The sequence below is a fragment of the Pseudomonas entomophila genome (genome assembly GCF_029478665.1).
In the GTDB taxonomy this organism is placed as follows: domain Bacteria; phylum Pseudomonadota; class Gammaproteobacteria; order Pseudomonadales; family Pseudomonadaceae; genus Aquipseudomonas; species Aquipseudomonas entomophila_F.
On the sequence record NZ_JARPQB010000058.1, the window covers coordinates 90,644 to 114,408 of the forward strand.

Annotated in this window: 17 protein-coding genes; 7 read left to right on the forward strand and 10 right to left on the reverse strand. The window is 63.2% G+C overall.

Annotated elements, in window-relative coordinates:
* Positions 1 to 12: 12 nt before the first annotated feature.
* The 4 genes from P5705_RS23180 to P5705_RS23195 all read right to left on the reverse strand — a co-directional run bounded on the left by P5705_RS23180 (position 13) and on the right by P5705_RS23195 (position 8,275).
* Complete coding sequence (locus tag P5705_RS23180; protein WP_277463207.1) at positions 13 to 3,174, reverse strand: hybrid sensor histidine kinase/response regulator; 3,162 nt, start codon at positions 3,172 to 3,174, stop codon at positions 13 to 15.
* 86 nt (positions 3,175 to 3,260) lie between these two features.
* Positions 3,261 to 4,448 (reverse strand): EAL domain-containing response regulator, encoded by a 1,188-nt coding sequence (locus P5705_RS23185; RefSeq protein ID WP_277463232.1) that lies wholly within the window; start codon positions 4,446 to 4,448, stop codon positions 3,261 to 3,263.
* Positions 4,435 to 7,248, reverse strand: coding sequence for an ATP-binding protein (locus P5705_RS23190; protein WP_277463209.1), 2,814 nt, complete (start codon positions 7,246 to 7,248; stop codon positions 4,435 to 4,437). The genes P5705_RS23185 and P5705_RS23190 overlap by 14 nt, the downstream gene beginning before the upstream one ends.
* 55 nt (positions 7,249 to 7,303) lie before the next feature.
* Positions 7,304 to 8,275: a fimbrial protein gene (locus tag P5705_RS23195; RefSeq protein WP_277463211.1), complete on the reverse strand. Its 972-nt coding sequence runs from the start codon at positions 8,273 to 8,275 to the stop codon at positions 7,304 to 7,306.
* A gap of 358 nt (positions 8,276 to 8,633) precedes the next feature.
* Between P5705_RS23195 and P5705_RS23200 the strand changes: the two genes are divergently transcribed.
* Entirely contained in the window at positions 8,634 to 8,840 is a 207-nt protein-coding gene (locus P5705_RS23200; protein WP_277463212.1) for an abortive infection family protein, read from the forward strand.
* Between the two features lie 63 nt (positions 8,841 to 8,903).
* Here the strand turns inward: P5705_RS23200 and chrA are convergent, their stop codons facing one another.
* Positions 8,904 to 10,274 (reverse strand): chromate efflux transporter, encoded by a 1,371-nt coding sequence (chrA, locus tag P5705_RS23205; protein WP_277463213.1) that lies wholly within the window; start codon positions 10,272 to 10,274, stop codon positions 8,904 to 8,906.
* A 501-nt stretch (positions 10,275 to 10,775) separates the two neighbouring features.
* On the opposite strand from chrA, the gene P5705_RS23210 reads away from it, so the two are divergent.
* Both P5705_RS23210 and P5705_RS23215 read left to right on the forward strand, forming a co-directional pair.
* On the forward strand, positions 10,776 to 13,775 hold the full coding sequence (locus P5705_RS23210; RefSeq protein WP_277463215.1) for an autotransporter serine protease: 3,000 nt from the start codon (positions 10,776 to 10,778) through the stop codon (positions 13,773 to 13,775).
* 190 nt (positions 13,776 to 13,965) lie between these two features.
* Positions 13,966 to 16,950: an autotransporter outer membrane beta-barrel domain-containing protein gene (locus P5705_RS23215; RefSeq protein WP_277463234.1), complete on the forward strand. Its 2,985-nt coding sequence runs from the start codon at positions 13,966 to 13,968 to the stop codon at positions 16,948 to 16,950.
* Positions 16,951 to 17,064: 114 nt separating this feature from the next.
* Here the strand turns inward: P5705_RS23215 and P5705_RS23220 are convergent, their stop codons facing one another.
* Positions 17,065 to 18,462, reverse strand: coding sequence for a purine-cytosine permease family protein (locus tag P5705_RS23220; RefSeq protein ID WP_277463217.1), 1,398 nt, complete (start codon positions 18,460 to 18,462; stop codon positions 17,065 to 17,067).
* A 262-nt stretch (positions 18,463 to 18,724) separates the two neighbouring features.
* Between P5705_RS23220 and P5705_RS23225 the strand changes: the two genes are divergently transcribed.
* The 4 genes from P5705_RS23225 to P5705_RS23240 all read left to right on the forward strand — a co-directional run bounded on the left by P5705_RS23225 (position 18,725) and on the right by P5705_RS23240 (position 20,841).
* On the forward strand, positions 18,725 to 19,612 hold the full coding sequence (locus P5705_RS23225; protein ID WP_277463218.1) for an EamA family transporter: 888 nt from the start codon (positions 18,725 to 18,727) through the stop codon (positions 19,610 to 19,612).
* Between the two features lie 127 nt (positions 19,613 to 19,739).
* Positions 19,740 to 20,060, forward strand: coding sequence for a YbjQ family protein (locus tag P5705_RS23230; protein ID WP_011534182.1), 321 nt, complete (start codon positions 19,740 to 19,742; stop codon positions 20,058 to 20,060).
* A 141-nt stretch (positions 20,061 to 20,201) separates the two neighbouring features.
* Entirely contained in the window at positions 20,202 to 20,390 is a 189-nt protein-coding gene (locus P5705_RS23235; RefSeq protein ID WP_011534181.1) for a hypothetical protein, read from the forward strand.
* A gap of 145 nt (positions 20,391 to 20,535) precedes the next feature.
* Positions 20,536 to 20,841: a hypothetical protein gene (locus tag P5705_RS23240; RefSeq protein WP_277463220.1), complete on the forward strand. Its 306-nt coding sequence runs from the start codon at positions 20,536 to 20,538 to the stop codon at positions 20,839 to 20,841.
* Here the strand turns inward: P5705_RS23240 and P5705_RS23245 are convergent.
* The 4 genes from P5705_RS23245 to ampC all read right to left on the reverse strand — a co-directional run bounded on the left by P5705_RS23245 (position 20,832) and on the right by ampC (position 23,763).
* Positions 20,832 to 21,254, reverse strand: a complete 423-nt coding sequence (locus P5705_RS23245) for a group II truncated hemoglobin (RefSeq protein WP_213657103.1) — start codon at positions 21,252 to 21,254, stop codon at positions 20,832 to 20,834. The genes P5705_RS23240 and P5705_RS23245 overlap by 10 nt on opposite strands.
* A 99-nt stretch (positions 21,255 to 21,353) precedes the next feature.
* Positions 21,354 to 21,686, reverse strand: a complete 333-nt coding sequence (locus tag P5705_RS23250; RefSeq protein WP_277463221.1) for a hypothetical protein — start codon at positions 21,684 to 21,686, stop codon at positions 21,354 to 21,356.
* A 310-nt stretch (positions 21,687 to 21,996) separates the two neighbouring features.
* The gene (locus tag P5705_RS23255; RefSeq protein ID WP_277463222.1) at positions 21,997 to 22,620 is read right to left on the reverse strand and encodes a glutathione S-transferase family protein; all 624 of its coding nucleotides are present in this window, start codon (positions 22,618 to 22,620) and stop codon (positions 21,997 to 21,999) included.
* 3 nt (positions 22,621 to 22,623) lie between these two features.
* Positions 22,624 to 23,763 carry a class C beta-lactamase gene (gene ampC / locus P5705_RS23260; RefSeq protein ID WP_277463223.1) on the reverse strand — a complete coding sequence of 380 codons (1,140 nt, stop codon included), beginning with the start codon at positions 23,761 to 23,763 and terminating at the stop codon, positions 22,624 to 22,626.
* Between the last annotated feature and the right edge of the window lie 2 nt (positions 23,764 to 23,765).

Below are 23,765 nucleotides of genomic sequence, written 5' to 3' on the forward strand. Positions count from 1 at the left end.
TCCAGATTGAAATTATTCAAGGGTATCCAGCAAGTCTCGCAATTGAGACAGATTCTGGCGGACTTCGCGGTCCAGGGCGCTCGTCACTACCATGCCGTTCAAACGGCATTCCAGATCGACAAATGTTGTGGCCATGGCCTCGACCTGCACCGCACCCAGCGCGCCGGCCATGCTGTGCAGTTGTTGTGCAACGCGAATGGCATCGGCGTTCTCCAGCGCCGTCAATGTGGTGTGTATATCTTGGCGTAGGGTCGTGACAAACAATTCGCGCATTTTCGGTGATAGCTGTATCGGCGCGATGGCCGCGGGTAGGGCGACTTTGCAATGTTTTTCAAGGTGCTCGCGCAGGGTGGCGAGGTTGAGCGGCTTGACCATCCAGGCATTCATGCCGACGGCGGCGCAGCGTTCGCCTTCTTCGCGCAGGGCGTTGGCGGTGACACCGATAATCGGCATGGACGGATCCTGCTGGCGCAATGCTGCCGCCAGTTTGTAACCGTCCATGATCGGCATGTTGACGTCGGTCAGAACCAGGTCAAAACGTCCGGGAGACCACTGCGCCAAGGCCTGTTCGCCATTGGGCGCAATAGTCACCGAGCAGCCCAGCACCTCCAGTTGCTCCTTGATGATGGCCGAGTTGATCACGTTGTCTTCCGCCACCAGCACCTGCAGATTCAAGCGACGGGTCTTTTCCGGCAACGGATGATTGTCGGTACTGGTGCCATGTCGGGCCATGTAGATAGCCCAGGCGATCGCGCGGACATCGTCGGCGGTGACCTCTCGGTCGGTACCATGTAGCTGCGAGGGCTTGGGCCCGTCCGGTGTGGCAATGATGCTTGGGCCGGGCCAGGGCGGCGTGTGTGGGAGGGGGGAAATCTCCACCAACAGCGCCGATGGCTCTGATGTTTCGCCCGTCACCAGGCGGCACTCGAGGCCAAAGCGGGTGAGCCAGCCTATGAGGTGTTGTGCCTGCTCGGCGACTTGCGCGCGCACATAAATGGAGGGAGTGCCGGGGCTGAAGACGGGGCAGTCGGCCAACTCGCCGGGCACGTGTTCCAGTCCGAGTTGCAGGGTGAAGCTGCTGCCCAGTCCGGGTTCACTGACCACGTTCAACTGGCCCGCCATCAATTCGCACAGCCACTTGCAAATTGCCAGACCGAGACCGGCACCGGCCCGTTCGGTGGCGTTGTTGACCTGATAGAAAGGGGCGAACAGCTGCTGTTGCTGCGCCTGGGAAATCCCCATCCCCGAATCGCTGACCTGCCACTGCACGTCGACTCGGCCGTCGATGCTGTCCAGCACCCGTACCCTGAGTACGATGCGGCCGTTGTCGGTGAACTTGATCGCGTTGCTCAGCAGGTTGTTGAGGATCTGGCGAATCCGCAGCGGGTCACCGCGCACCCGATCCGGCAGTGACGATTCAATGCAGGCATAAAGTTGCAGGCCCTTGCACCGGGCGAAGGCGCTGTAGGCGCGCACGGTGTCTTCGGTCAGTTCCAGCGGGCAGAAATCCTGAAGTTCCAGGGTCATTTGCCCGGCTTCGATTTTCGACACATCCAACACATCGCTGATCAGTTGGAACAACGTGGCGGAGGAGCGTTGGATGGTGTGCAGGTAATCCTGCTGGCGCGGGGTGAGCGGCGTCAGGTCAAGCAGCTCCAAGGTGCCCAGCACGCCGTACAGGGGGGTACGGATCTCATGGCTCATGGTGGCGAGGAACCGGCTCTTGGCCTGATTCGCCGAGTCGGCGGCCTGGCGCGCCTCTTCCAGCGCCTTCGCGTCCTCGACATGCCGGGTCACGTCGTGCAATGCACACAGCCAGGCGTTCTGGCCTTGGTAGCGGGTGGGCACGAAGGCAACATGCAGGTGGCGCCCGCCAATTTCGACATCGGCGTGGCCAGACTCGGTACGCGACGTGAGCAAACTCATCAACTGGCTGTTGTCGTGCCATTGCTGGGCGCGCTGGTTTTCCAGCAGCACGTGGTGGTCGCTACGACGGATCACGCACAGGCCGGTCGGCGCCGTATCGATCACAGCACGGCTGAAGGCCTCGCTTTCGGCGATGCTGGCGTGTGCGCTTTGTGCCGGCAGAATGACCCGGGTTCGGTACCAGCGATTGATGGCTCGACTGCAGCCGAGTATCGCCAGTACCAGCGCGGTCAGGCACAGCAATGGCCACAGTGCGTAATCGAGAAAACTCTGCACGCTGATGACGTAGATTGCCGTCCAGTGCGCCTCACCGGGACTGGTCAGTTTGAACACCAGGCCGTCACGGTTGAAATTCACCCCTTTGTGCAGCGTCTGGCCAGGGTTCAAGGCGCCCGTCAGGATTACTCCGCCAGGCGTGATCAAGGTGAAGTTGTCGTAGATTGACCACTGCATCAGTCGCTCGATGTTATTGACCTGTGACAGATTCAGCAGCGAGGCCAGTATCACCCAGGTATCAGCGCCCTCGACGGTCAACGCGTTCCTGGGCAAGTTGATACTCACATAGGCCATAAGCGTCGGAGTGATCTTGTTGTTTTGGGTGGATGAGTAGGGCTCCCAGTGCACTTGAAGATCGCGCGGTGGCGAGTTGTGCTCGCGCATGCGCTTGTTCATTTTGGTCATTGTCTGCATCAACTCGCCGATCTGCATCGGGTTCGCACCGCGCAAACGCCCGGCGGCGGGCACGGCCATATCAAAGTTGTCGGGACCGTTGATCAAGATGACTTGGGGGGACTGATAATGTGACGCTGACCAGAACGCGCTGTAGAAAGCGGCTAGGTAAGAGCCGAGAGCAAAGATTCTAGGGTATTGATCGGCGGCGATTTTGTCCGGGTTGATCTTCACGCTGTACGGAAGCGAAAACGGCAGGCCACGACCTTCATAAATGTTCGGTCCTTCCTCGGGCAGAGCTTTTTGTAAGGAAAGGGTCAGCGTACTTGTGGGCAGTGGCTCGTCGTTGGCGCTTTCACGGGCGATATCGCGCAGGAACGCCTCCTGTTCGCGGACATTCTCCATGAGTGCGGCGAAATGAAACTGCAAGGTGCCGTGCTGTTCTTCGATCATGCGCATCACCCCCACGTAGCTGATGCCGAGCAACAGCAATACAAGGGCGGTCAGCACCAGCAGGCCCTTGTTCAGGCGCGATGAACTGCTGGCGAGTTTTTCCAGGACGGTGTCGGGATGCGACATCAGCGTGCCTGGACCGCAGTGACGGAAAAGTATTTGGACACGGTGACCTCGATAGCAAGTGACGTTCGTCAACACCGGCCTGCGGGTCAATAAACGCTCGCCGGCCCGTCATGGGTCAGCAATTGCTGGAACTGATCCGAAGTCACGGCGTGAGAGATCAGGAAACCCTGAACCTGAGTGCAGTCGATTTTACGCAACAGAGCAAGTTCTTGCGCGGTTTCCACCCCTTCCGCCACCACGGTCAGACCCAACTGCCGCCCCAGGCTGACAATGCTGGTCAAAGCCTGAGCCAGTTCCTCGTTGGCATTGCAACCCTGCACCAGGGTGCGGTCGATCTTCAATTCGGTGAAGGGCGCCGACACCAGGTTCATGTAGGAGCTGTAGCCTTTGCCGAAATCATCCTGGGACAGGTTGAACCCCTTGATCCGCAAGCGGCAGGCACCGGCGTAGAAGTTGCTGATGTCATCGGGCAGCGAGCATTCCATTAACTCGAAGCAGATGCGTGCCGGTAAACCTTGATGGGCCAGCACGAACGCGAGGATGCGGTCGGGCAGGTCGTGGCAGTTGAGCAAGTGCGTGGGCAGGTTGATCGAGACCGGAATGTCATAACCCTGCTGGCGCCAGATGATTTGAGCGGCAATCGCTTGTTCCAGCACCCGCCACAGCAATTGTTCTTCGAGGCCGCAGGCGATCAGCTCCGGCAGGAATGCGCCGGGCAGCAGTGTGCCGTACTCGGGATGAACCCACCGCACCAGTGCTTCGGCGGCCACGATCCGGCCATTATTCAAGGCTTTTTTTGGTTGGAACCAGGCTTGCAGTTCGCCGTTGTCCAGAGCTTGCAGAATATTCTGGCGGTTGATGCCTTCGCGGGGCTCGGTAGGTTTCGTCTGGCGCAGCGCCTGCAATTGATCGATCAGGCAGCGCAGGGCGGACGCGCTCACCGGTTTGGAGATCAGCCCGATCACCTTCACTTGCAGGTTGCTCGCCACCAGGCTGGCGCCCATCAACATACGGCGTGAGGCCGCACTCATGATTGCCAGCGCGGGGCGCGAACGTTGTGCGGCAAGACCCTGAATGAACTGCACGCCGTCCATGCCCGGCATTAGCAGGTCGGTGAGTACCAGGTCGAAGTCGCGTTTCTTCAGGCAGGCCAGTGCGGCTTCGCCGTCCTTGGCGCACACGACATCGAACTGGCCTAGTTCGTTGAACAGGTTCTGCAAGTACAGGTGCTGGAAGGGGTGGTCTTCGACAATCAAAATGCTACAGGGCTTCATGAGCAACTCGTGCGTAGGGAGCCAGGACCGTGAACAAGGCTCGTAGCGTAAAGGGTTTGACCAGGCAGTGATTCATGCCGGCGGCCAGGCACAGGGCGTCTTCACCGCGCATCGCGTTGGCAGTGGCGCCGATGATCGGGGTGGTGCAGCCCTGACGTCGCAGGGCCTTGGCCAGTCCGTAGCCATTGAGTCGGGGCATGTTGACGTCGGTCAGAACGATGTCGAACGCGTGCTCGGGCCAGAGCGACAACGCTTCCTCGCCATCGCCGGATAGCGTCACTGTGCAGCCCAGCTCTTCAAGCTGATCGCGCAGGATCAGTTGGTTGATGACGTTGTCTTCCGCCACCAGAACATGCAGGCGCAATGGCCGCACAGCGTGCAGTTCGCGTTGTTCCGGGTGGTGGGCAACCGGGCCGCCCTGAGCCAGGCGAACCGCCCGCTGGATCGCGGCGAGATCGTTCAGGTTGACCTTCCAGCCATCACCGCAGAATTGTGGCTCGTGGGCGCCGTCGCCACTGGCCAGAACGCGTGGCCCTTGCCATGCCGGTTTCGAACGTTGTTCGAAGCGCGTGGGATAGAGTTCCAGTAGCACAGCCGTCGTGTCAGGTTCCAGGGCGTCGGGTGCGCCGATCTGCGGTCGGGCACCCCAGCGGCGCAGCCAGCCGCTGATGCTATCGGCCAGTTCGCGGATGGGCGAGACCACATAAACGATATCTGGCGCCAAGGCCGGCAAGGCTGGAACTGATGCATTGCAGGGGCGCTGCTCCAGCGGCACGCTCAGCGAAAAACTGCTGCCCAGCCCCGGCTCGCTGACCATGCGCAGGGTGCCGTTCATCAAGTGCGTCAGCCGCTGGCAAATGGGCAAGCCCAGGCCGGTGCCAGCCACCACGTTGGTGTTGCCTTCGGTCTGGTAGAACGGTTCGAAAATCAAGGCCTGATCGCCATGAGCGATGCCTTTTCCGGTGTCCGAGACTTGCCATTGCAGGCACACGCGTTCGCCTTCGCGACCAAGCAATTTGACCCTCAGCACCACATGTCCGGAGTCGGTGAACTTGACCGCGTTGTTCAGCAGATTGTTAAGGATCTGCCGCACGCGGCTGGCATCCCCTCTCAAGCAATCCGGCAGTTGCGGGTCGAGACAGGCATACAGTTGCAAGCCCTTGCTCTGCGCCGCTGCCGCGTAACCTTGCACGACCTCTTGGACCAGTGTCATGGGGCAGAACTCGCTCAACTCCAGGGCCAGTTGTCCGGCCTCGATCTTCGACACATCCAGCACGTCGCAGATCAGTTGCAGCAGCGTGGCGGACGATCCCTCGATGGCTTGCAGGTAACTCTTCTGTCGGCTATCCAGTTGCGTGCGAGCAAGCAATTCCAGCGTACCGAGCACCCCGTAGAGAGGTGTGCGGATTTCGTGGCTCATGGTCGCGAGGAACAAGGTCTTGGCTTCATTGGCGGCGTCTGCCGATCGGCGGGCCTGTTCCAGTGCTTCTTCGATTTGTCGTCGCGCACTGATATCGCTGAACGCACACAGCAACACGTCCTCGCCTTTGTAGCGGGTGGGCGCACAACTTAGGTAAAGGTGGCGACCATCAGTGGTCTCAAAGTTATCCGTCAAAAACGGCTCTGTAGCGTCGAAGGCCTCGCTGATCCATCCGGCGCCCAGTTGCGCGCGGCATTCGCCCAGCCATTGGCGGGCAAGGGTGTTTTCCAGCATAACCTGGCCATCGGTACGCCGGAGTACGCAGAGTGCCACCGGGGCGGTCTGGATTATGTCGCGACTGAACAATTCGCTCTCCACCAGTGCCTGGATCCGGTGAATCGCCGGGTTGATGAAGCGGTGTTCCAGACGCCGGGTCAGTACGCATACCAGGCCGCTACTCAGCAGGCAGAACAACAGTGCCCCGAGCATTTGTGGCCACAGCGCTGACAGCACCGCCAGCAAGTCGATGGAGTAGGCGAGCTGCCAGTCCGATGACTTCAGTTGCTTGCGCAACACCAGTTGCTCGGGCCACCAGCCACTTCCGACAAAACCGAAAAAGTCCTGTTGCCGCAGGAGCGGCAGATCCTGCCCGGGTGGCGGTTTCAGACTATTGCTGAAAAGTGGCATGCCCTGGGCATTGAACATGGTGAACTCGCCTGCGCTGTGGTCGCTCAAGGCACTGGAGACTTCGCGGTCGTCCATTTCCAGGCCGAGCCAGCCGGAGTCGATGTCGCGCTCGTCCAGGCGAATGAAAATGTACAACTGCGAGTGCCCCTCAACGGCATGGGTCAGCCAGAGTTCTTGCAGTGCGCCGGTGTTTTGATATTTGAGGGCTTGCAGTTGATCCAGCATGCCTTGGGAAACGTCACCGATCACCGGCGTTGCGTTGTACAGGCGTAACACTTGGGCGTGAGAGTCGCTGCTGACGTAAATCAGGTTCAATTGCTTGGCTGTGAGGAGGTCGCGCATGCGTCGGGTCAGCCAGATACTCCATTGCGGGCCCGGCGTTTGCCCCAGCAACAGGTGTATTTCTTCATCGGAGGCCGGAGCCTCCATTTCGACCTTGCGCGTGGCCGACAGGCTCAGGCTTTCGAGCAGAGCTTCGCGGGTGGTGAAAAAGGTGTGCGCTTCGGCGATGGCGCTGCTCATGTAGCTGCGGCGTTGGGAGATTTCGTTATTGAAGGTGAACAGCAGGAAGCTGTAGACGCCGCCGAGAATCCCCACCAGCAGCACCAGCGCAAAGATGCGCAGCAGGCGACGCGCGGCATGGGGCGTGGACAGGAACGGGCTGATCTGGTGCAGGTAGTTCTTCAATCTCATCCCGGCACATTAGGGGTGGCCGGGCACCGCGAACATCAGACGATCCTTAAAGGCTTCACAGGTAGTTGACGATGAATGTCACTTCGGTGTTGGCGCTGCCAGCCTGGAGTTCCTCCTTCCCGAGGCGGTAGTACGCCGCCGTCAAGGGGATTTTGAAGCTTGTGCCGGTGGTGGTGAAGGCATTGAACGGGTAAGTGGTATTCAAGGCCATGGGCTGCCCGACGTCATTCATTAATTGCAAGCCGATGCCCTTGGCGGTGGAACTGTTGTTGAGTGCGACGATGCCTTTCGCCGCGTCGATGACCGGGGTGTTGGCCTTGAGCGAGTAGGTCACTTTCTTGATGCCGGTCTGGCACTGGTTCAGGTCAATGTTGAAACGCACCGTGCGAGCGTGTGCGCCAGCTTCGCGAAACTCATTGAGTTGGTAGTCATCGCCCATGGCAACGGGCACGGAAGGGGTCTGACAGGAAGCTGTATTCACCACCAGGGATTTGGCGAGGTTGAATCGATTCAGAATCAGCTCGCCTGATTGCAGGGTCCCCAGGCTACCGGCAGCAACCGTGACATTCGCTGCCAATGGGCCTGACTTGATGATTTCCAGGCGCACCGAACCCGAGGCGATGCCGTAGCTTTTCGGGCTTATCGCAAAGAGCGATGGCTCATAGCGATCCAGCATATCCATCCAGATCCGAAACGAGAGCCCTGTCTTGCCCAGGGGAAAGGTCGTGACGTAACTGGCCGGGGTGCCAAAGGCGGGATTGACCGCCACGCCATATTGTGAAGTCGCAGTGCACCTCCAGTAGTGCCACGACGATTGTTGTGCGGTGTCCTGGTAGACCACCGTGCCATCAGGCGTATCGGCAGGGATAGAGAGGCCGCCATTGGCCAGGCTTGCGCCGAAGGAAAGTGTTTGCGTGGAGGGATTGCCGTCGAATGTGCAGTTCGCCGCCAGGGCGTCCGCCGCGCAGGTCAGCAACGTCGCCGTGACCAAGGTGAGCAGGGGGCGTTGCAGTTTTAGACGCTTCATGAAGGGCTGTTCGTGTCGGCCAAAGAGCGCCGTACGTTAGATACGCCGCCTGTCGATGGACATCAGGCGATTCCTAAAAGCTTTCTTCCTATAGTGCGATATGGCTTGTTGAACCCTATCGTGACGGAAATTTTCGTATGGCTTCTTTCGGCCAAACGATACGGCGCTTAGGGTTTGCACGAAAAGTCGTCGAGCGGCGATCAGGCAAGGCGAAAACAGGCGAGGAACGGTCGGAGTCGCGCACGACTTGACTGGTTGTCAATGAGCATTCCGAGCCTGTTTTCAACGCAGCATGATCGTCGCGCAGACACTTTTCGTACAAAGCCTAGGAGTGGGGTGCTGTTAATCAGGCATAGTTATGTCGGTCAGTGGCACGATCACTTTTCAGCTTTCTGTTGTTCACACATCATCGTTGAGAAATCGCCTCAGCGATGCGCACGGAAAGGGTAAAAATGCTGCGAAGGCATCACCCCGGCACGCCGAACTGGCCGTAAACCCAGCGGGTTCCATGGCAATGTTTCTGCTTACGACGTGGGAGTCCCAGTGCGGCCAAGAGCTGGGTTAAAAATTGCTCAAAGCCTTGTCAGTGCTGGTTGCGACAGTTTTAATTCTCAATTACCAGCTGGTATCAAGCTCGCAACAGGTGTACGGCCAGCCCGGCGAGGGCGCAGGCAAGCAACACTTGAATCACGCCTCGCTTGAAGCGGAACAAGGCCACTGCCGCTGCAACTGCGATCACCGCCGAAGGCCAGTCGAATGCCCCACTGAAACCTTCCGGCCAAAGCACGTGGTAGCCGAAGAACAGGGCCAGGTTGAGGATCACCCCCACAACCGCCGCCGTGATACCGGTCAACGGTGCGGTGAACTTCATCTCGTTGTGCGTCGACTCCACCAACGGGCCACCGGCGAGGATGAAGAGGAACGACGGCAGGAAGGTGAACCAGGTGACCAGGCTCGCTGCGACCGCGCCGGCAAGGAACGGGTGGCCAGTGCCAAACATCGGCTGCACATACCCCCCCACGAAGCCGACGAAGGCGACCACCATGATCAGGGGGCCTGGCGTGGTTTCCCCCAAGGCAAGGCCATCGATCATCTGGGTTGGCGTCAGCCAGCCGTAATGCCCGACCGCGCCCTGGTAGACATAGGGCAATACCGCGTAGGCACCCCCAAAGGTCAGGAGGGCGGCCTTGGTGAAGAACCAGCCCATTTGCGTCAGGGTTGCGTCCCAGCCGAATGTCAGCGTCAGCAGCCCCATGGGCAGGACCCAGAGTGCGGCACCGACCAGCAGCAGACGCAGCAGGCGCCCCCAGCTGAAACGGGCATGCGGCGGCGGTGGGGTGTCGTCATCGATCAGGGCCCGGTCAACGCTGTCCTTGATAGCCCCATGGCCGCCACCAATCGCGAACTTGCCTGGGGCAAAGCGGCCTCCTGCATAGCCAACGATGGCGGCAGCCAACACGATCAACGGGAACGGCACGTCGAGGGCGAAGATGGCAACGAACGAGGCTGCGGCCATGGCCCATAGCACGCCGTTCTTCAGTGCTCGCGAGCCGATCCGGTGGGCCGCGTGAACGACGATCGCCGTGACTGCCGGCTTGAGGCCGTAGAAGATCCCGGCTACCACGGGCACCTCGCCGAAAGCGACGTAGACCCAGGACAAACCGATCAGGATGAACAGTGAAGGCAGCACGAACAATGCACCGGCAATCACACCGCCCCAGGAGCGGTGCATGAGCCAGCCGATGTAAGTGGCGAGCTGCTGGGCCTCAGGGCCAGGCAGCAACATGCAGTAGTTCAGCGCATGCAGAAAGCGTTTCTCGCTGATCCACCGCCTGCGCTCGACCAGTTCCTGGTGCATGATCGCGATCTGGCCGGCGGGCCCGCCAAAGCTGATGAACCCCAACTTGAGCCAGAACAGGAAGGCTTCGAACAAGCCGATCGGCTGCCGGGCCGCGTGCGAGGGTGGCTGTTCACTCACGGTGGAGGGGGTATCAACCATCTTGGGGTTCCTCGCTTGCTCGGGATCGCGGTGCTGCACATTAGGCTTTGTACGAAAAGTGTCTGCGCGACGATCATGCTGCGTTGAAAACAGGCTCGGAATGCTCATTGACAACCAGTCAAGTCGTGCGCGACTCCGACCGTTCCTCGCCTGTTTTCGCCTTGCCTGATCGCCGCTCGACGACTTTTCGTACAAACCCTAGCATTTCGATGCCCACTCCATTTCAATCGGCCGTACTCGACCATGCTCCAGCGCATTGGCCTGATAGTGCGCTGATTCTGCCGACGGCGTATCAAGACCGATTGACTTATTGTGACCAATTTCAGAAGCTCGCATTTTTGTAACCGAAGGCTACCTACTTGGCCTGAGGCCGAAGTAACCTGACCGGGGCGCAAGAGCGCCCTTGGCTCTGGTGCCGCAGGTTTGCGGCCGGGCAATGCAGTGCACACAGGTCGACCAGGAACGGGCGACCCGACAACAAAAACAAGAGAAGTCATCGACATGGATGTGAGATGTGATCAGCTCAAGACGCTGACGGGCGCCCTGTGCCTGGCGTTCGCCACCGGGCTGCCGCTATCGGCAGCAGCTACCTATCAAGAAACCGGCCGCCTGGGTGACCCCGCCAGCTGGCGTTCGGCCGAGTACCAGCAGGACTGGGGCCTGGAACGCATGCAGGCGAGCCAGGCCTACGCCGCCGGAATCACCGGCGCCGGGGTCCGTATCGGTGCCCTGGACTCGGGGTTCGATGCCGCCCATCCCGAGGCCAGCCCCGGACGTTTTCACGCGGTGACCGCCACCGGCCAATACCTGGACGGTACCCCGTTCAGTGTGTCCGGGGTGCTCAATGGCGCCAACGACAACCATGGCACCCATGTCACCGGCACTATGGGCGCGGCCCGTGATGGCCTTGGCATGCATGGCGTGGCCTTCAATGCCCAGGTCTACGTGGGCAACACCAACAAGAACGACAGTTTCCTGTTCGGCCCTGGCCCCGACCCGAAGTATTTCAAGGCGGTCTACGATGCCCTGGTGGATGCCGGGGCGCGGGCGATCAACAACAGTTGGGGCAGCCAGCCCAAGGATGTCAACTACAACACCTTGGGCGGCCTGCGCGCGGCCTATGCCCAGCATTTCCAGCAGGACACCTGGCTCGACGCTGCCGGCGACGTGGCGCGCCGTGGCGTGATCAACGTGTTCAGCGCCGGCAACAGCGGTTATGCCAATGCCAGCGTGCGCTCGGCGCTGCCGTACTTCCAGCCGGAGCTGGAAGGCCACTGGCTGGCAGTGTCGGGCCTGGACAAGAACAACCAGCAGAAATACAACCAGTGCGGCATCGCCAAGTACTGGTGCCTGGCGACCCCGGGTGCGGCGATCACCAGTACCATTTCCGGTGGCGGCTACGCCACCTACAACGGCACCTCGATGGCCGCGCCCCATGCCACCGGGGCCTTGGCCCTGGTCATGGAACGCTACCCCTACCTGAACAACCAGCAGGCCCTGCAAGTGCTGCTGACCACCTCGCGCCAGCTCGATGGCTCGCCAACCCAAGGACCCAGCGACCGGGTGGGTTGGGGCGTCCCGGACCTGGGCCGGGCGTTGCACGGCCCCGGGCAGTTGCTGGGTGAGTTCGATGTCAACCTGGGGCGCGGGCAGGGCGATAGCTGGAGCAACGGCATTTCCGACCAGGCCCTGGTGCAGCGTCAGGCCGAGGACGCCGCGGAACGCCAAGCCTGGCAGCAGACCCTCAAGGATCGTGGCTGGGAGCATGGCCTGGCGGCAGGCGCCAGCCAGCAGGATCGCAGCGACTATGCCGTGGGCATGGCCCGCGACGCGGCTGCCGCGCAGCGGGTCTACCAGGGTAGCCTGGTCAAGTCCGGGGCCGGCTGGCTCGAGCTCACGGGGGACAGCAGCTACCGCGGCCCGACCCGGGTCGATGGCGGGTTGCTGGTGGTCAACGGCAGCCTGCAATCGGCGGTGACGGTCAACGCTGGCGCTACCCTGGGCGGCAACGGACGCATCGGTGCCCTGACCGCCAGCGCCGGGGGCGTGGTGGCCCCGGGTAACTCCATCGGTACCTTGAATGTCGCCGGCAACCTGGACTTGCAGCCGGGCTCGACCTATCGGGTGGAGCTGTCGCCTACGGCCAGCGACCGGCTCGTCGTGGGCGGCCAGGCCAGTGTCGGCGGCGCCAACCTTAGCCTGGAGCCCCAGGCTCGGCCGAACCTGCTGGCCGGTGGCCCGGTAGCCAGCCTGGTAGGGCGCCAGTTCGACATCCTCCAGGCAGCGGGTGGCGTCAACGGGCGCTTCGCCCAGGTCCAACCCGCTTACCTGTTCCTGGGGACCGTACTCGATTATTCGGCCAACGCCGTCCAGCTGGACATAACGCGCAGTGGCACGACATTCGACGATGTCGGTGTCACGGCCAACCAGCGCGCCAGCGGCGGCGCCGTGGAGCGGCTGGGGCCGGGCAATCCCGTGTATGAGAGCCTGCTGCTCTCGACCTCGGTGGACCAGGCCCGAGACGGCTTGCGGCAACTGGCCGGGGAAATCTACCCGGCGCTGGATTCGATGCTGCTCAGCCAGGGTTCGGTCTTGCGCGATGCCTTGGGCGAACGTGTGCAAGGTTCTGAACTGAATGCCAATGCGTCCGCAACAACCGCAAGCGCGCCTGGTTCGACCCAGCTCTGGCTCAAGGGCCTGGGCAGTTGGGGGCGCATCGAGGGCGTGCAGGGCACCGAGTCCTATACCAGCTCCCTGGGCGGCATGCTGCTGGGCCTGGATCGTGATTTCGACGAGCAGACCCGGGCCGGCCTGGCCGCGGGCTACAGCGACAGCTCCCTGGGCATGGGCGGCAGCCACTCCCGGGCCACGGTCGACAGCTACCACCTGGGCGCCTATGCCCGTCACGACCTGGACCAGCTGCGCTTGAGCCTGGGCGCCAGCTACAGCTGGCACCGTGCCGAGGTCCGGCGCGACCTGGCGTATGGCGAAGTGTCCGGCCGCCAGCGTGCGCGGGTCGATGCCCGCAGTCAGCAGCTGTTCGCCGAGGCAGCCTATCGCCTGCCGTTGTCGGCGGTGCAGTTGGAGCCCTTCGCCAACCTGACCTACCAGCATCTGGATCGCGACGGCTTCCATGAGAAGGGTGACGCCGCGGCGCTGCATGCCGGTGACGAGCAGCGTGATGCCTGGCTCAGCACCTTGGGCCTGCGTGGGCGCCAGCAATGGCAAATGGGCCCGCAGCAGGACCTGCAACTGGCGGCAAGCCTGGGCTGGCAGCACCGCCTGAGCGGCACCCAGGACCGCGAGCACCTGGCCTTTGCCGGCAGCGACCAAGCGTTCCGGGCGGAGACTGCGCCAGCCTTGCGCGATGCCGCGCTGGTGGGGCTCCAGGCCCGGGTGGGGCTGACCCGCGACCTGGACCTGAGCCTGGACTACCAAGGGCGCCTGGCCAGTCGCGAGCAACAGCATGGCGCGGGGCTCAACCTGCAATGGCGTTTCTGAAGCGCCATGGCACAGGTGGGCCTGAGGCTCGCCGGCCAGGCGTTGCATCACGGAGTTTTACCAACGCGGTTTTTCATCAATGCAACTAAGGAAGGTCGTAGTGAAGCAAGTCAGAAAGGATGACAGCGCGTTCGCGCAGGGCTGGGCCCTGGCCCCGCTGGGGCGGGCATTGGTGGGCTGGGTGGCGCTGATGGGCACGGCCCACGCCGCACCCTACGTGGAGACTGGTCGCCTCGGCGACGCCGGCAGCTGGCGCAGCGACGAATTCAAGGCCGACTGGGGGCTGGGGGCGATTCACGCCGACAGCGCCTACGCCGCCGGCTACAGCGGCAAGGGGGTGAAACTGGGGATCTTCGACCAGCCGGTCTACGCCCCGCACCCTGAGTTCGCCGGCAAGGACAAGATCGTGACCCTGGTCACCAGCGGTATCCGCCAGTACACCGACCCCTACATCCCGGTGAAGGCCGGCGATGCTTTCCGCTACGACGGCAGCCCGTCGGTGGGCTCGGATGGCAAGCTCGGCTCCCATGGCACCCACGTCGGCGGGATTGCCGCCGGTAACCGTGACGGCGTATCGATGCACGGCGTGGCCTACGCCGCGCAGATCATCAGCGCCGACAACGGCGACCCCGGCCCCGAGGACGGTATCGTCCTGGGCAACGATGGCGCAGTGTACAAGGCCGGCTGGGACAGCCTGGTGACCAGCGGCGCGCGGATCATCAACAACAGCTGGGGCATCGGCATCACCGATCGCTTCGCCAAGGGTGGCCGCAACCCGGATTTCCCGCATTTCACCGTGGACGATGCCCGCGCGCAGTTCGCGCAGATCCAGCCACTGCTGGGCACCCTGCCCGGTGGCGCCTATGACGGGGCCATCGCCGCCGCTCGCAGTGGGGTCCTGACGATCTTCGCCGCCGGTAACGACTACAACCTGAACAACCCCGACGCGATTGCTGGCCTGGGCTATTTCGTCCCGGACATCGCCCCGAACTGGATGACCGTGGCGGCGTTGCAGCAGAACCCCGACACCAGCAGCGCCAACCCGTACCTGGCCAGCACGTTCTCTTCCCGTTGCGGCTATACCGCAAGCTTCTGCGTATCGGCCCCCGGCACCCGGATCTACAGCGCGGTGATTGGGGGTGCCAGCCTGGCCGACCTGACCCAGGGCTACGCCAACAAGAACGGTACCTCCATGGCCGCGCCCCACGCCGCCGGCGCGGCGGCGGTGCTGATGGAGCGCTTCCCCTACATGAGCGGCGCACAGATCGCCAGCGTGCTGCGCACCACCGCCACCGACATGGGCGCGCCCGGCATCGATGCCTTGTACGGCTGGGGCATGATCAACCTGGACAAAGGGATCCGTGGCCCGGGCATGCTGGTCACCGAACAGGACATTCCCGAGGAGTTCCGCATCGCCGGTGGCTACGGTCCGAGTCAGTTCGTGGTCGACCTGCCGGGCATCGGTGCCGTGGTGGATGCCGGCAAACCGACCCAGCGGCTCTGCAACGGCCTGGGTTGCGGGCTGGACCTGTGGAGCAACGACATCTCTGGCCATGGCGGCCTGACCAAGCAGGGCATCGGTACCCTGGTGCTCAGCGGCAACAACACCTACTCCGGCCCGACCCTGGTCAACCAGGGACGCCTGGCGGTCAATGGTTCGCTGCAGTCGACGGTGGCGGTCAATGCCGGCGGCGTACTGGGCGGCAATGGCCGGATCGGCGCGCTGGTGGTCAACCCCGGCGGCGTGGTGGCGCCAGGCAACTCCATCGGCACCTTGCAGGTGAGTTCCGACGTGACCTTCCAGCCAGGCTCGACCTATGCCGTGGAGGTCGATACCACGGGCAGCGACCGCCTGGTCAGCGCTGGCAAGGTGTCCCTGGGCGGGGCGAACCTGGCCCTGGACCTGCAGAACCCCGGGGTTTCGCTGCAGTCCCAGCAGGCGCCGAGCCTGGTGGGGCGTCAGTTCGACATCCTGGATGCCGCGGGCGGCGTGCAGGGCAGTTTCGCCAATGTGCAGTCCAACTTGCTGTTCCTCGGTGGCGGCTTGGCCTATGGCGGCAACGGGGTGCAGTTGGCGGTGCAACGCAGCGCCAGCTTCGCCAGTGTCGGCTTGACCGCCAACCAGCGTGCGGTGGCCGCGGCCGCCGATCGACTCGGCGCGGGCAACCCGGTCTACGAGAGCCTGCTGTTGTCGACCGATGCCGCCAGCGCGCGGCAGGCGTTCGATCAATTGTCCGGGGAAATCCACCCGGCGGTGGGCAACCTGCTGCTCAACGACAGCCGCCAGCTGCGCGACGCCATGGGTGAGCGTACCCGTCTCGCCGCGCCGACCGTGGATGGCCAGGGCAACGGCCTGTGGGTCAAGGCCCTGGGGGCCTGGGGCAAGGCCGACGGTGATTCCGGTCGGGCGCGCTACAGCACCTCCATTGGCGGCCTGCTGCTGGGGGCCGACGGGCAGGTGAGCGAGGACACCCGCATCGGCGTCTTCACCGGCTACAGCGATAGCTCGCTGAGCATGGGCGATGGTCGTCATTCCTCGGCCAGTGTCGATAGCTACCACCTGGGGGCCTATGCCGGCAAGGAACTGGAGCAGGTGCGCCTGAGCCTGGGCGGCAGCCACAGCTGGCACCGCATCGACACCAAGCGCGAGCTGCAGTACAACGAGGTCAGCGATCGCCTGAAGAGCAAGCGCGATGCCCAGAGCACCCAGGTGTTCGGCGAAGCCGCCTGGAAGGTCGCCGTGCCGGGCATGGCGCTGGAACCGTTCGCCAACCTGGCCTATGTGCATATCGACAGCGACAGCTTCAAGGAACATGGCGGCGCTGCCGCGCTCAAGGGCGGGCAGGATAACCGCGATGCCTGGCTGTCGACCCTGGGCATGCGTGCCGGCAAGCAACTGCAACTGTCCGGCGGCCAGGCGGTGGAGCTTTCCGCCACCCTGGGCTGGCAGCACAACCTGAGCTCCACGGGGTCTGACCAGCACCTGGCCTTCGCAGGCCAAGGCGATACCTACAAGGTGCAGGCGCTGTCCCTGGATCGTGATGCGGCGGTGGTCGGCTTGCGGGCGGGGGTCGCCCTGGGCCATCAGGCCCGGGTCAACCTGGACTACAACGGGCTGCTGGGTAGCCGCGACAACAGCCACGGGGTCGGCCTGACCTTGGATTGGGCGTTCTAAGGCCCCGGCAACGTTGCACCTGCCCGCGGGCCTGACAACGGGTTCGTGGGCGCGGTCAAGTCGATGGGGTGCGATCAGCTCAATGAGAGAGCACCCCATCGGTTCTACAGGCGCTCAGCGTGCCTCAGGCACGATGATGTGCGACGGCGCCTCGCCGGCGCGACGCCGGGCCACGCAGTAGTAGAGCACGCTCGGCACCACCAGCCCGATCAGCCACGACACATCCACGCCACCCAGGTGCGCGACCATGGGCCCGGTGTACAGCTTGGTGTCGATAAAGGGCATCTGCACCAGCACGCCAAAGGTGTAAACACTGATACCCGGCCAGTTCCAGCGCCCGTAGCGGCCGTTGGGGTCGGCCAGCGCCGGAATGTCGTAGCGCTCTTTGGTGATGAAGTAGTAATCCACCAGGTTGACCGCGCTCCAGGGCACGAAGAAGGTCAGCAGGAACAGGATGAACGACTTGAACGCACTGAGGAACGAATGCTGGCCGAGCAGGGCGACCAGGGTGGCCGCGCCGACGATCGCCAGCACGAACACCAGGCGCTGCAGGCGGCTGATCTGCAGGTGGCCACGGAAACCGCTGATGATCGTGGCGATGCACATGAAGCTGCCGTAGCTGTTGAGGGTGGAGATGGTCACCTTGCCGAAGGCAATGCAGAAATACAGCAGCGCCGCGGTGGTGCCGGCACCGCCCAGGCCGACGATATAGGCCACTTCGCGCCCTGAGAACTGGCCGCCGGCAATGGCGGCGGCGAACACCCCGAGGATCATCGAGGCCTGGGCGCCGATCACCGAGCCCAGGCCGGCGGCGAGGAAGGTCTTCACCGGCGACGTGCCGCTGGGCAGGTACCGCGAGTAGTCGGCCACGTAGGGGCCGAAGGCGATCTGCCAGGACGCCGCCAGCGACACCGCGAGCAGGAAGCTGCCCCAGCTGAAATGGCGGTTGTCGAGCAACTGGCCGATGTCGGCGAGCATCAGGATGCGGCTGAACAGGTAGATGAAGGCGATGATCCCCAGCACGCTGGCCAGGCGCCCGATCCAGTGGATCACCCGGTAGCCGGCCAACGTGGCCAGCACGATCACCCCGGCGAAGATCAGGATGCCGGTGCTGTCGCTGACACTGAGCAACTGGCCGATGGCCTGGCCGGAAAGCACCGTGCCGGTGGCGGTGAAGCCCAGGTACATCAGGCACACCAGGGCCATGGGAATGGCCGCGCCATAAACACCGAACTGCACCCGGCTGGAAATCATCTGCGGCAGCCCCAGGCGCGGCCCCTGGGCGGCGTGCAGGGCCATCACCGTGCCGCCGGCCAGTTGCCCGATCAGCAGGCCGATCAGCGACCAGAACACATCGCCGCCCAATACCACGGCCAGGGCGCCGGTGACGATCGCGGTGATCTGCAGGTTGGCTCCCAGCCACAAGGTGAATTGGCTGTACACCCGTCCATGGCGTTCAGACTCGGGGATGTAGTCGATCGAGCGCCGCTCGATTACAGGTTTGCTGGACATCGGGGGAGGGCTCCGCTTCGTTGTTTTTGTGAGGGGCGGCGGCCATCGGCGCAACGCGGGGCGGATGACCGAGGCTTGATATGAGCATGTATATACAAGTCTGGTCAAGTGAAGGATCACGCGATTTTCAGCCCCATTGTCGGGGCCATCACAGCCCACTGTTGCGCAAGGCTGAAGGCCAACTGTGCTGGTCCGTGGCAGGCGAATGACCTTATGCTGTAACGAAATATTTCTATAACAGCCGGAAGAAGGAATGCGTGCAATGCCACTCAAGGACCTGCTGATCGCCCTGGTGGTGATCCTCGCCTGGGGCGTCAACTTCGTGGTCATCAAGGTTGGCCTCGATGGCCTGCCGCCCATGCTGCTGGGGGCATTGCGCTTTCTGTTGGTGGCCTTCCCGGCGGTCTTGCTGGTCAAGCGGCCGAACCTGCCCTGGCGCTGGTTGATCGCTTATGGCGCGACTATTTCCCTGGGCCAGTTCGCCTTCCTTTTCCAGGCGATGTACAGCGGCATGCCACCGGGGCTGGCCTCGCTGGTGCTGCAATCCCAGGCGTTCTTCACCCTCGGTTTCGCCGCGCTGTTCCTCGGTGAACGGCTGCGCCTGGCCAGTGTGCTGGGGTTGCTGGTGGCGGCCAGCGGGCTGGCGGTGATCGGTAGCGAGAACAGCAGCCACGTGCCCTTGATCGCCTTGCTGCTGACCCTGTGTGGCGGCGCCATGTGGGGCATGGGCAACATCATCACCCGGCGTTTCGGCAAGGTCGATCTGGTGGCCCTGGTGATCTGGGGAGGGCTGATTCCGCCCTTGCCATTCCTCGCACTGTCCTGGTGGCTGGAGGGGCCGGAGCGGATTGGCCATGCCTTGGTGAATATCAGCTGGAGCTCGGTGCTGGCGCTTCTCTACCTGGCCTTCGTCGCCACCATGGTTGGCTATAGCCTGTGGAGCACGCTGCTGTCGCGCCACCCCGCGGGCAAGGTGGCGCCGTTCTCGTTGCTGGTGCCGGTGGTCGGCCTGAGTTCTGCCGCCGTGCTGCTGGGGGAACGCCTGAGCACGGCGCAGTGCTGGGGGGCGTTGCTGGTGATGCTGGGGTTGCTGATCAACGTGTTCGGGCCACGCCTGGGGCAGCGACTGCGCGCCGCCACCGCCCACTAAAAGCCACCACAATTCCCGTAGGAGCCAGCCTTGCTGGTGAACCCAGTCGCCGCGGTTCGCCAGCAAGGCTGGCTCCTACGGGCGTTTAATTTGTTAGCATCGCCTTCTTTTGGTAAGGAGCAACCCCATGATCATCAGCACCACCAGCCAGCTTGAAGGCCGCCCCGTCGCCGAGTACCTCGGCGTGGTCAGCGCCGAATCGGTGCAGGGGATCAACTTCGTGCGCGATTTCTTCGCACGTTTTCGCGACTTCTTCGGCGGCCGTTCGCAGACCCTGGAGAGCGCACTGAAGGAGGCCCGCGAGCAGGCCACCGAGGAACTCAAGGCGCGGGCACGGCAGTTGCAAGCCGACGCCGTGGTGGGTGTGGACTTCGAGATCAGCATGCCGTCGGTGCAGGGTGGCATGGTCGTGGTCTTCGCCACCGGCACGGCGGTGCGCTTGAAGTGATGTAAGTTTGCCATCGGTCGGGGAATGCCGGATTGTCCGACAGGTCTGCAAATGACCAACTAGTCTCACTTCATCGGACCGCTGTTTATCTAGGCAAACGAGCTGTTTGCCGGCACGGTCACCGCTTGAGGGAGTCTGGGCATGAGCGAATCCTATTTCGAAGACCTGAACGATGCTTTCCCGATCAACAACCAGGTGCGCTGCGGGCAGTCGTTCTTGCGCCTGGGCTTCGCCAACATGACCCTGGACGAGACCGAGCAGTTGCCACCGGCGCACCTGCAGCGCGCCAAGAAAGGCCGCTTCACCCCTCGCTTCCCCGCCAGGAAGTAAGCCGACGCACGCAGCGCCCCGCCCAACGGCGGGGTTTTTTTTGCATTCCTTGATCCTGCTCATGGTATCGGTGTGTCGCCCTCGCCGCAGGCTGGCGACTGTGCTTTTCTTGCGCGGCATTTGACCAAACGGAGTATTGATTTCAATGCGAATCAGGGAAGAGACCTACTGGCAGTGGGCCGATGCGCAATTGCACAGCCGCGGCCACGACGAAGAACTGAGCGACGGCACCAGCCTCGATGTGCAGGTGCGCTTGTCGCGTCTTGGCGCCACGCAGTTGTTTCTCGGGCTGTATGCCCGTAACGGCAAGGCCTTGCTGGAAGAGTACTACCCCGCGCGCCCCGGCGAGACCATGACCCGCGCGCTGGTCTGGGGTGTGGATCGCGCCCGTGCGCTGGCCACCGGCGCCTTGCCGCTGCCGGAACTGGTGCCGCGCCGGCTTCAGGCCTGAGCGTGGCGGTTGCGGCTGGCCTGGACGATGCGCTCGGCAGGCACCCGCAGCTGGCGCAGCAGGTACTCGGCGAACTCGCCTGACCAGGGTTGCAGGGCAATGGCCTGGGCCATGCAGTCGAGCCAGATGGCGCTGTGGGCTTCGCTGATCGGCCATTGGGCGTGGAACGAAGGGATGGCGATCGAACCGTAGCGTTCGCTGTACAGGCGCGGCCCGCCCAACCAGCCGCTGAGAAAGCACGCCAGCTTGTCACGCGAGCCGGACAGGTCGTCCGGATGCATGCGGCGCACGCTGGCGGCCGACGGGCTTTGCTCCATCAGCCGGTAGAAGTCATCGACCAGCCGGCGCAGGCCATCGATGCCGCCAGCGGCCTGGTAGGAAGCGTCATCGGTGCCGAAGGCAGGGGTGTTCATCGGGCGCTCCTTGATGAAAAGAGCAGCATTCTAGCGCATGAAAAAGCCCGGCGGTTCAGGCCGGGCTCAAGAAGCGGCGTACTACTGGTTGAACCTGTTTCAGTTCAGCGAGTCGATCACCTTGATTGCCTGCCGCTCACGGGCCGCAGGCCATTCTTGTTGCAGGGTCTCGAGCACGCGGCCGACGAAGGTGGTGTCGGCGGCGGCCTTCTTGCCGACGTAGCCCTGGCCACGGCGGTAGACCTTGAAGCGGGCGCGCATGCTGGGCATGTGCGATTCGAATTCGGCTTCGACCGTGTTGGGCGGCAGGCGGTCCAGGCGGACTTCGCCGGACTGGCTGACCCACAGCAGGTGGTCGTCGAGGCTGTCCTTGCGCGCGGCGAACAGCTGGGCCAGTTGGTGGATGGTCGGATTGTTGTTCAGGTTCATCATATCAAAGCCCCCATTACTCTATTCGTCGGTGAATTTCGCAGGTGAAGTTCACATTCGGCGCTACACCATGTAGCGCACTAACCAAGGCTGCTACAGCAGCATCGCAACAGGGGCTTTCTCACGCTGCCTTCTGGGCAGTTTCCCTCTCCACGGACGGCCTGCGTTACCGCGCAGGCCGTCTGGAACACCCTTGCCACCGCTCCCGATCGGGGAGACGGCCTCATCATGCACAAGGGCCGGGAAGGGCGTCAACAGTTTTGTAGTGAATATTTTTTAGCACTACATCTTGTCGGACAATCCTGCTTTTAGTTCATGGAGTTCCATTGTCGCCGTGCTCGAGGAAGCCCGCGCGCTGACGCAGGCGCGCGTGATACGCCTCCAGCGCCGGCAGTGGCGGGTGCTCCAGCGGCGTACGGCGCCAGCGGTTGAGCGACAGGCCGATGGCCACGTCGGCCAAGCTGAAGTCGCTGCCGGCGACGTACGCGTTGGTGGCTTGCAGGCGCTGTTCGAGCAGGCGCATCCGCGCGGTCCACTGGGCACTCGCAGCGGCCAGCAACGCCGGGTCCTGGTGCGCGGGAGACTGGCGCACCAAGGACATGAAGGGGTAGCGCCAGGCGTCGTTGAGGTCGGTGGCCTGCCAGTCCAGCCATTGGTCGACGGCCGCGCGGGCGCGCGGCGCGGCAGGATAGAGGTGGGCGCCGCCATGCGCGTTGACCAGGTAGCGCAGGATACTGTTCGACTCCCACAGCACGAAGTCGTCATCGACGATCACCGGCACCATGGCGTTGGGGTTCAGGGCCAGGAACTCTGGCGCGTCGGTGGCCTGGAAGCCGCTGCCCCAGTCTTCGCGTTGATAGGGCAGACCCAGCTCGGTGCAGGTCCACAGCACCTTGCGCACATTGATCGATGACGCCTTGCCGAGGATTCTCAACATGTTTCAGCGCTCCAGGCTGGCGAGGATGCGCTGGGCGGCGCGCACGCGTTCCTCGTTGGGGTAGTTGCGGTTGGCGAGCAGGACAATGCCCATCTGCTTCGAGGGCACGAAGGCGATATAGGCGCCGAAACCGTTGGTGGCGCCGGTCTTGTTGTACCAGGCGGCGGGCTCGGCAGGGAGGCTGGGAACCAGGACCTTGGTGGCTTGGGGCTCGCGGATCATGTTGGCGCCATTGCCCGCCAGCAAGGTGTCCAGGGCCACCGGATACGGGTAGCGCTCCCAGCCCAGGCCCTGGGTCATGGCGCCCACCTGGAAGTAGCCGGCCTGGGTGATGGTGATGGCTTTGCGCAGCGCCGGGTCGAGTTCGTTTGGCCGCACTTGCAGCTGGACGTAGCGCAGCATGTCGCTGGCGCTGGTCTTGATGCCATAGGCTTCGTCGGCGAAGGGGCCGGGGCCGACCCGCACCGGCTTGTCGGCGGCGTCGTAACCCTGGGCATACAGCCCGCGAGCATTGGCCGGCACCTCCAGGTAGGTGTGGTGCAGGCCCAGTCGTGGCAGCACATCCTGGGTCATCACTTCGGCGAACGGGCGTTGCTGCGAACGCGCCGCCAGGTTGCCGAACAGGCCCAGGCTGGGGTTCGAGTAGCAGCGCATGGTGCCGTGTTCGAACCGGCGCTGCCAGTGCTGGTAGAAGGCCAGGACTTGTTGCTCGGTCTGCACTTCGTCCGGGAATTGCAGTGGCAGGCAGTCGCCGCTGTAGGCCCCCAGTTCCAGCACGCTGGCGCTGCCGATGGCCGTGCCGGCCAGGGCCGGTTGGTAGCGGCTGGCGGGCGCGGCGAGGTCGAGCTTGCCTTCGGCGCTGGCCAGGGCGGCGAGGGTGGCGGTGTAGGTCTTGCTCACCGAACCGACTTCGAACAGGGTGTCGCGGGTCACGGCCTGTTTTTCCTGCTTGTTCGCGTAGCCGTAGTTGAAGTAGTGCGACTCGCCATTGACGTAAAGGGCCACGGCCATGCCGGCGATGCCTTGCTCGCGCATCAGTGGCTGGATGATGCCATCGACCGTCGACTGCAGGCTGTCGGCCAGGGTGGGCAGGCTGACCAGCGCCAGGGTGGCGGTGAGGCAGAGGTGGCTGGTGTGTTTCATGG

Bases quoted from the DNA above. Each gene is read 5' to 3' on its own strand.
- P5705_RS23180 (WP_277463207.1), bottom strand. From the start codon at position 3,174: ATGTCGCATCCCGACACCGTCCTGGAAAAACTCGCCAGCAGTTCATCG.
- P5705_RS23185 (WP_277463232.1), bottom strand. From the start codon at position 4,448: ATGAAGCCCTGTAGCATTTTGATTGTCGAAGACCACCCCTTCCAGCAC.
- P5705_RS23190 (WP_277463209.1), bottom strand. From the start codon at position 7,248: ATGAGATTGAAGAACTACCTGCACCAGATCAGCCCGTTCCTGTCCACG.
- P5705_RS23195 (WP_277463211.1), bottom strand. From the start codon at position 8,275: ATGAAGCGTCTAAAACTGCAACGCCCCCTGCTCACCTTGGTCACGGCG.
- P5705_RS23200 (WP_277463212.1), top strand. From the start codon at position 8,634: ATGTCGGTCAGTGGCACGATCACTTTTCAGCTTTCTGTTGTTCACACA.
- chrA (WP_277463213.1), bottom strand. From the start codon at position 10,274: ATGGTTGATACCCCCTCCACCGTGAGTGAACAGCCACCCTCGCACGCG.
- P5705_RS23210 (WP_277463215.1), top strand. From the start codon at position 10,776: ATGGATGTGAGATGTGATCAGCTCAAGACGCTGACGGGCGCCCTGTGC.
- P5705_RS23215 (WP_277463234.1), top strand. From the start codon at position 13,966: ATGGGCACGGCCCACGCCGCACCCTACGTGGAGACTGGTCGCCTCGGC.
- P5705_RS23220 (WP_277463217.1), bottom strand. From the start codon at position 18,462: ATGTCCAGCAAACCTGTAATCGAGCGGCGCTCGATCGACTACATCCCC.
- P5705_RS23225 (WP_277463218.1), top strand. From the start codon at position 18,725: ATGCCACTCAAGGACCTGCTGATCGCCCTGGTGGTGATCCTCGCCTGG.
- P5705_RS23230 (WP_011534182.1), top strand. From the start codon at position 19,740: ATGATCATCAGCACCACCAGCCAGCTTGAAGGCCGCCCCGTCGCCGAG.
- P5705_RS23235 (WP_011534181.1), top strand. From the start codon at position 20,202: ATGAGCGAATCCTATTTCGAAGACCTGAACGATGCTTTCCCGATCAAC.
- P5705_RS23240 (WP_277463220.1), top strand. From the start codon at position 20,536: ATGCGAATCAGGGAAGAGACCTACTGGCAGTGGGCCGATGCGCAATTG.
- P5705_RS23245 (WP_213657103.1), bottom strand. From the start codon at position 21,254: ATGAACACCCCTGCCTTCGGCACCGATGACGCTTCCTACCAGGCCGCT.
- P5705_RS23250 (WP_277463221.1), bottom strand. From the start codon at position 21,686: ATGATGAACCTGAACAACAATCCGACCATCCACCAACTGGCCCAGCTG.
- P5705_RS23255 (WP_277463222.1), bottom strand. From the start codon at position 22,620: ATGTTGAGAATCCTCGGCAAGGCGTCATCGATCAATGTGCGCAAGGTG.
- ampC (WP_277463223.1), bottom strand. From the start codon at position 23,763: ATGAAACACACCAGCCACCTCTGCCTCACCGCCACCCTGGCGCTGGTC.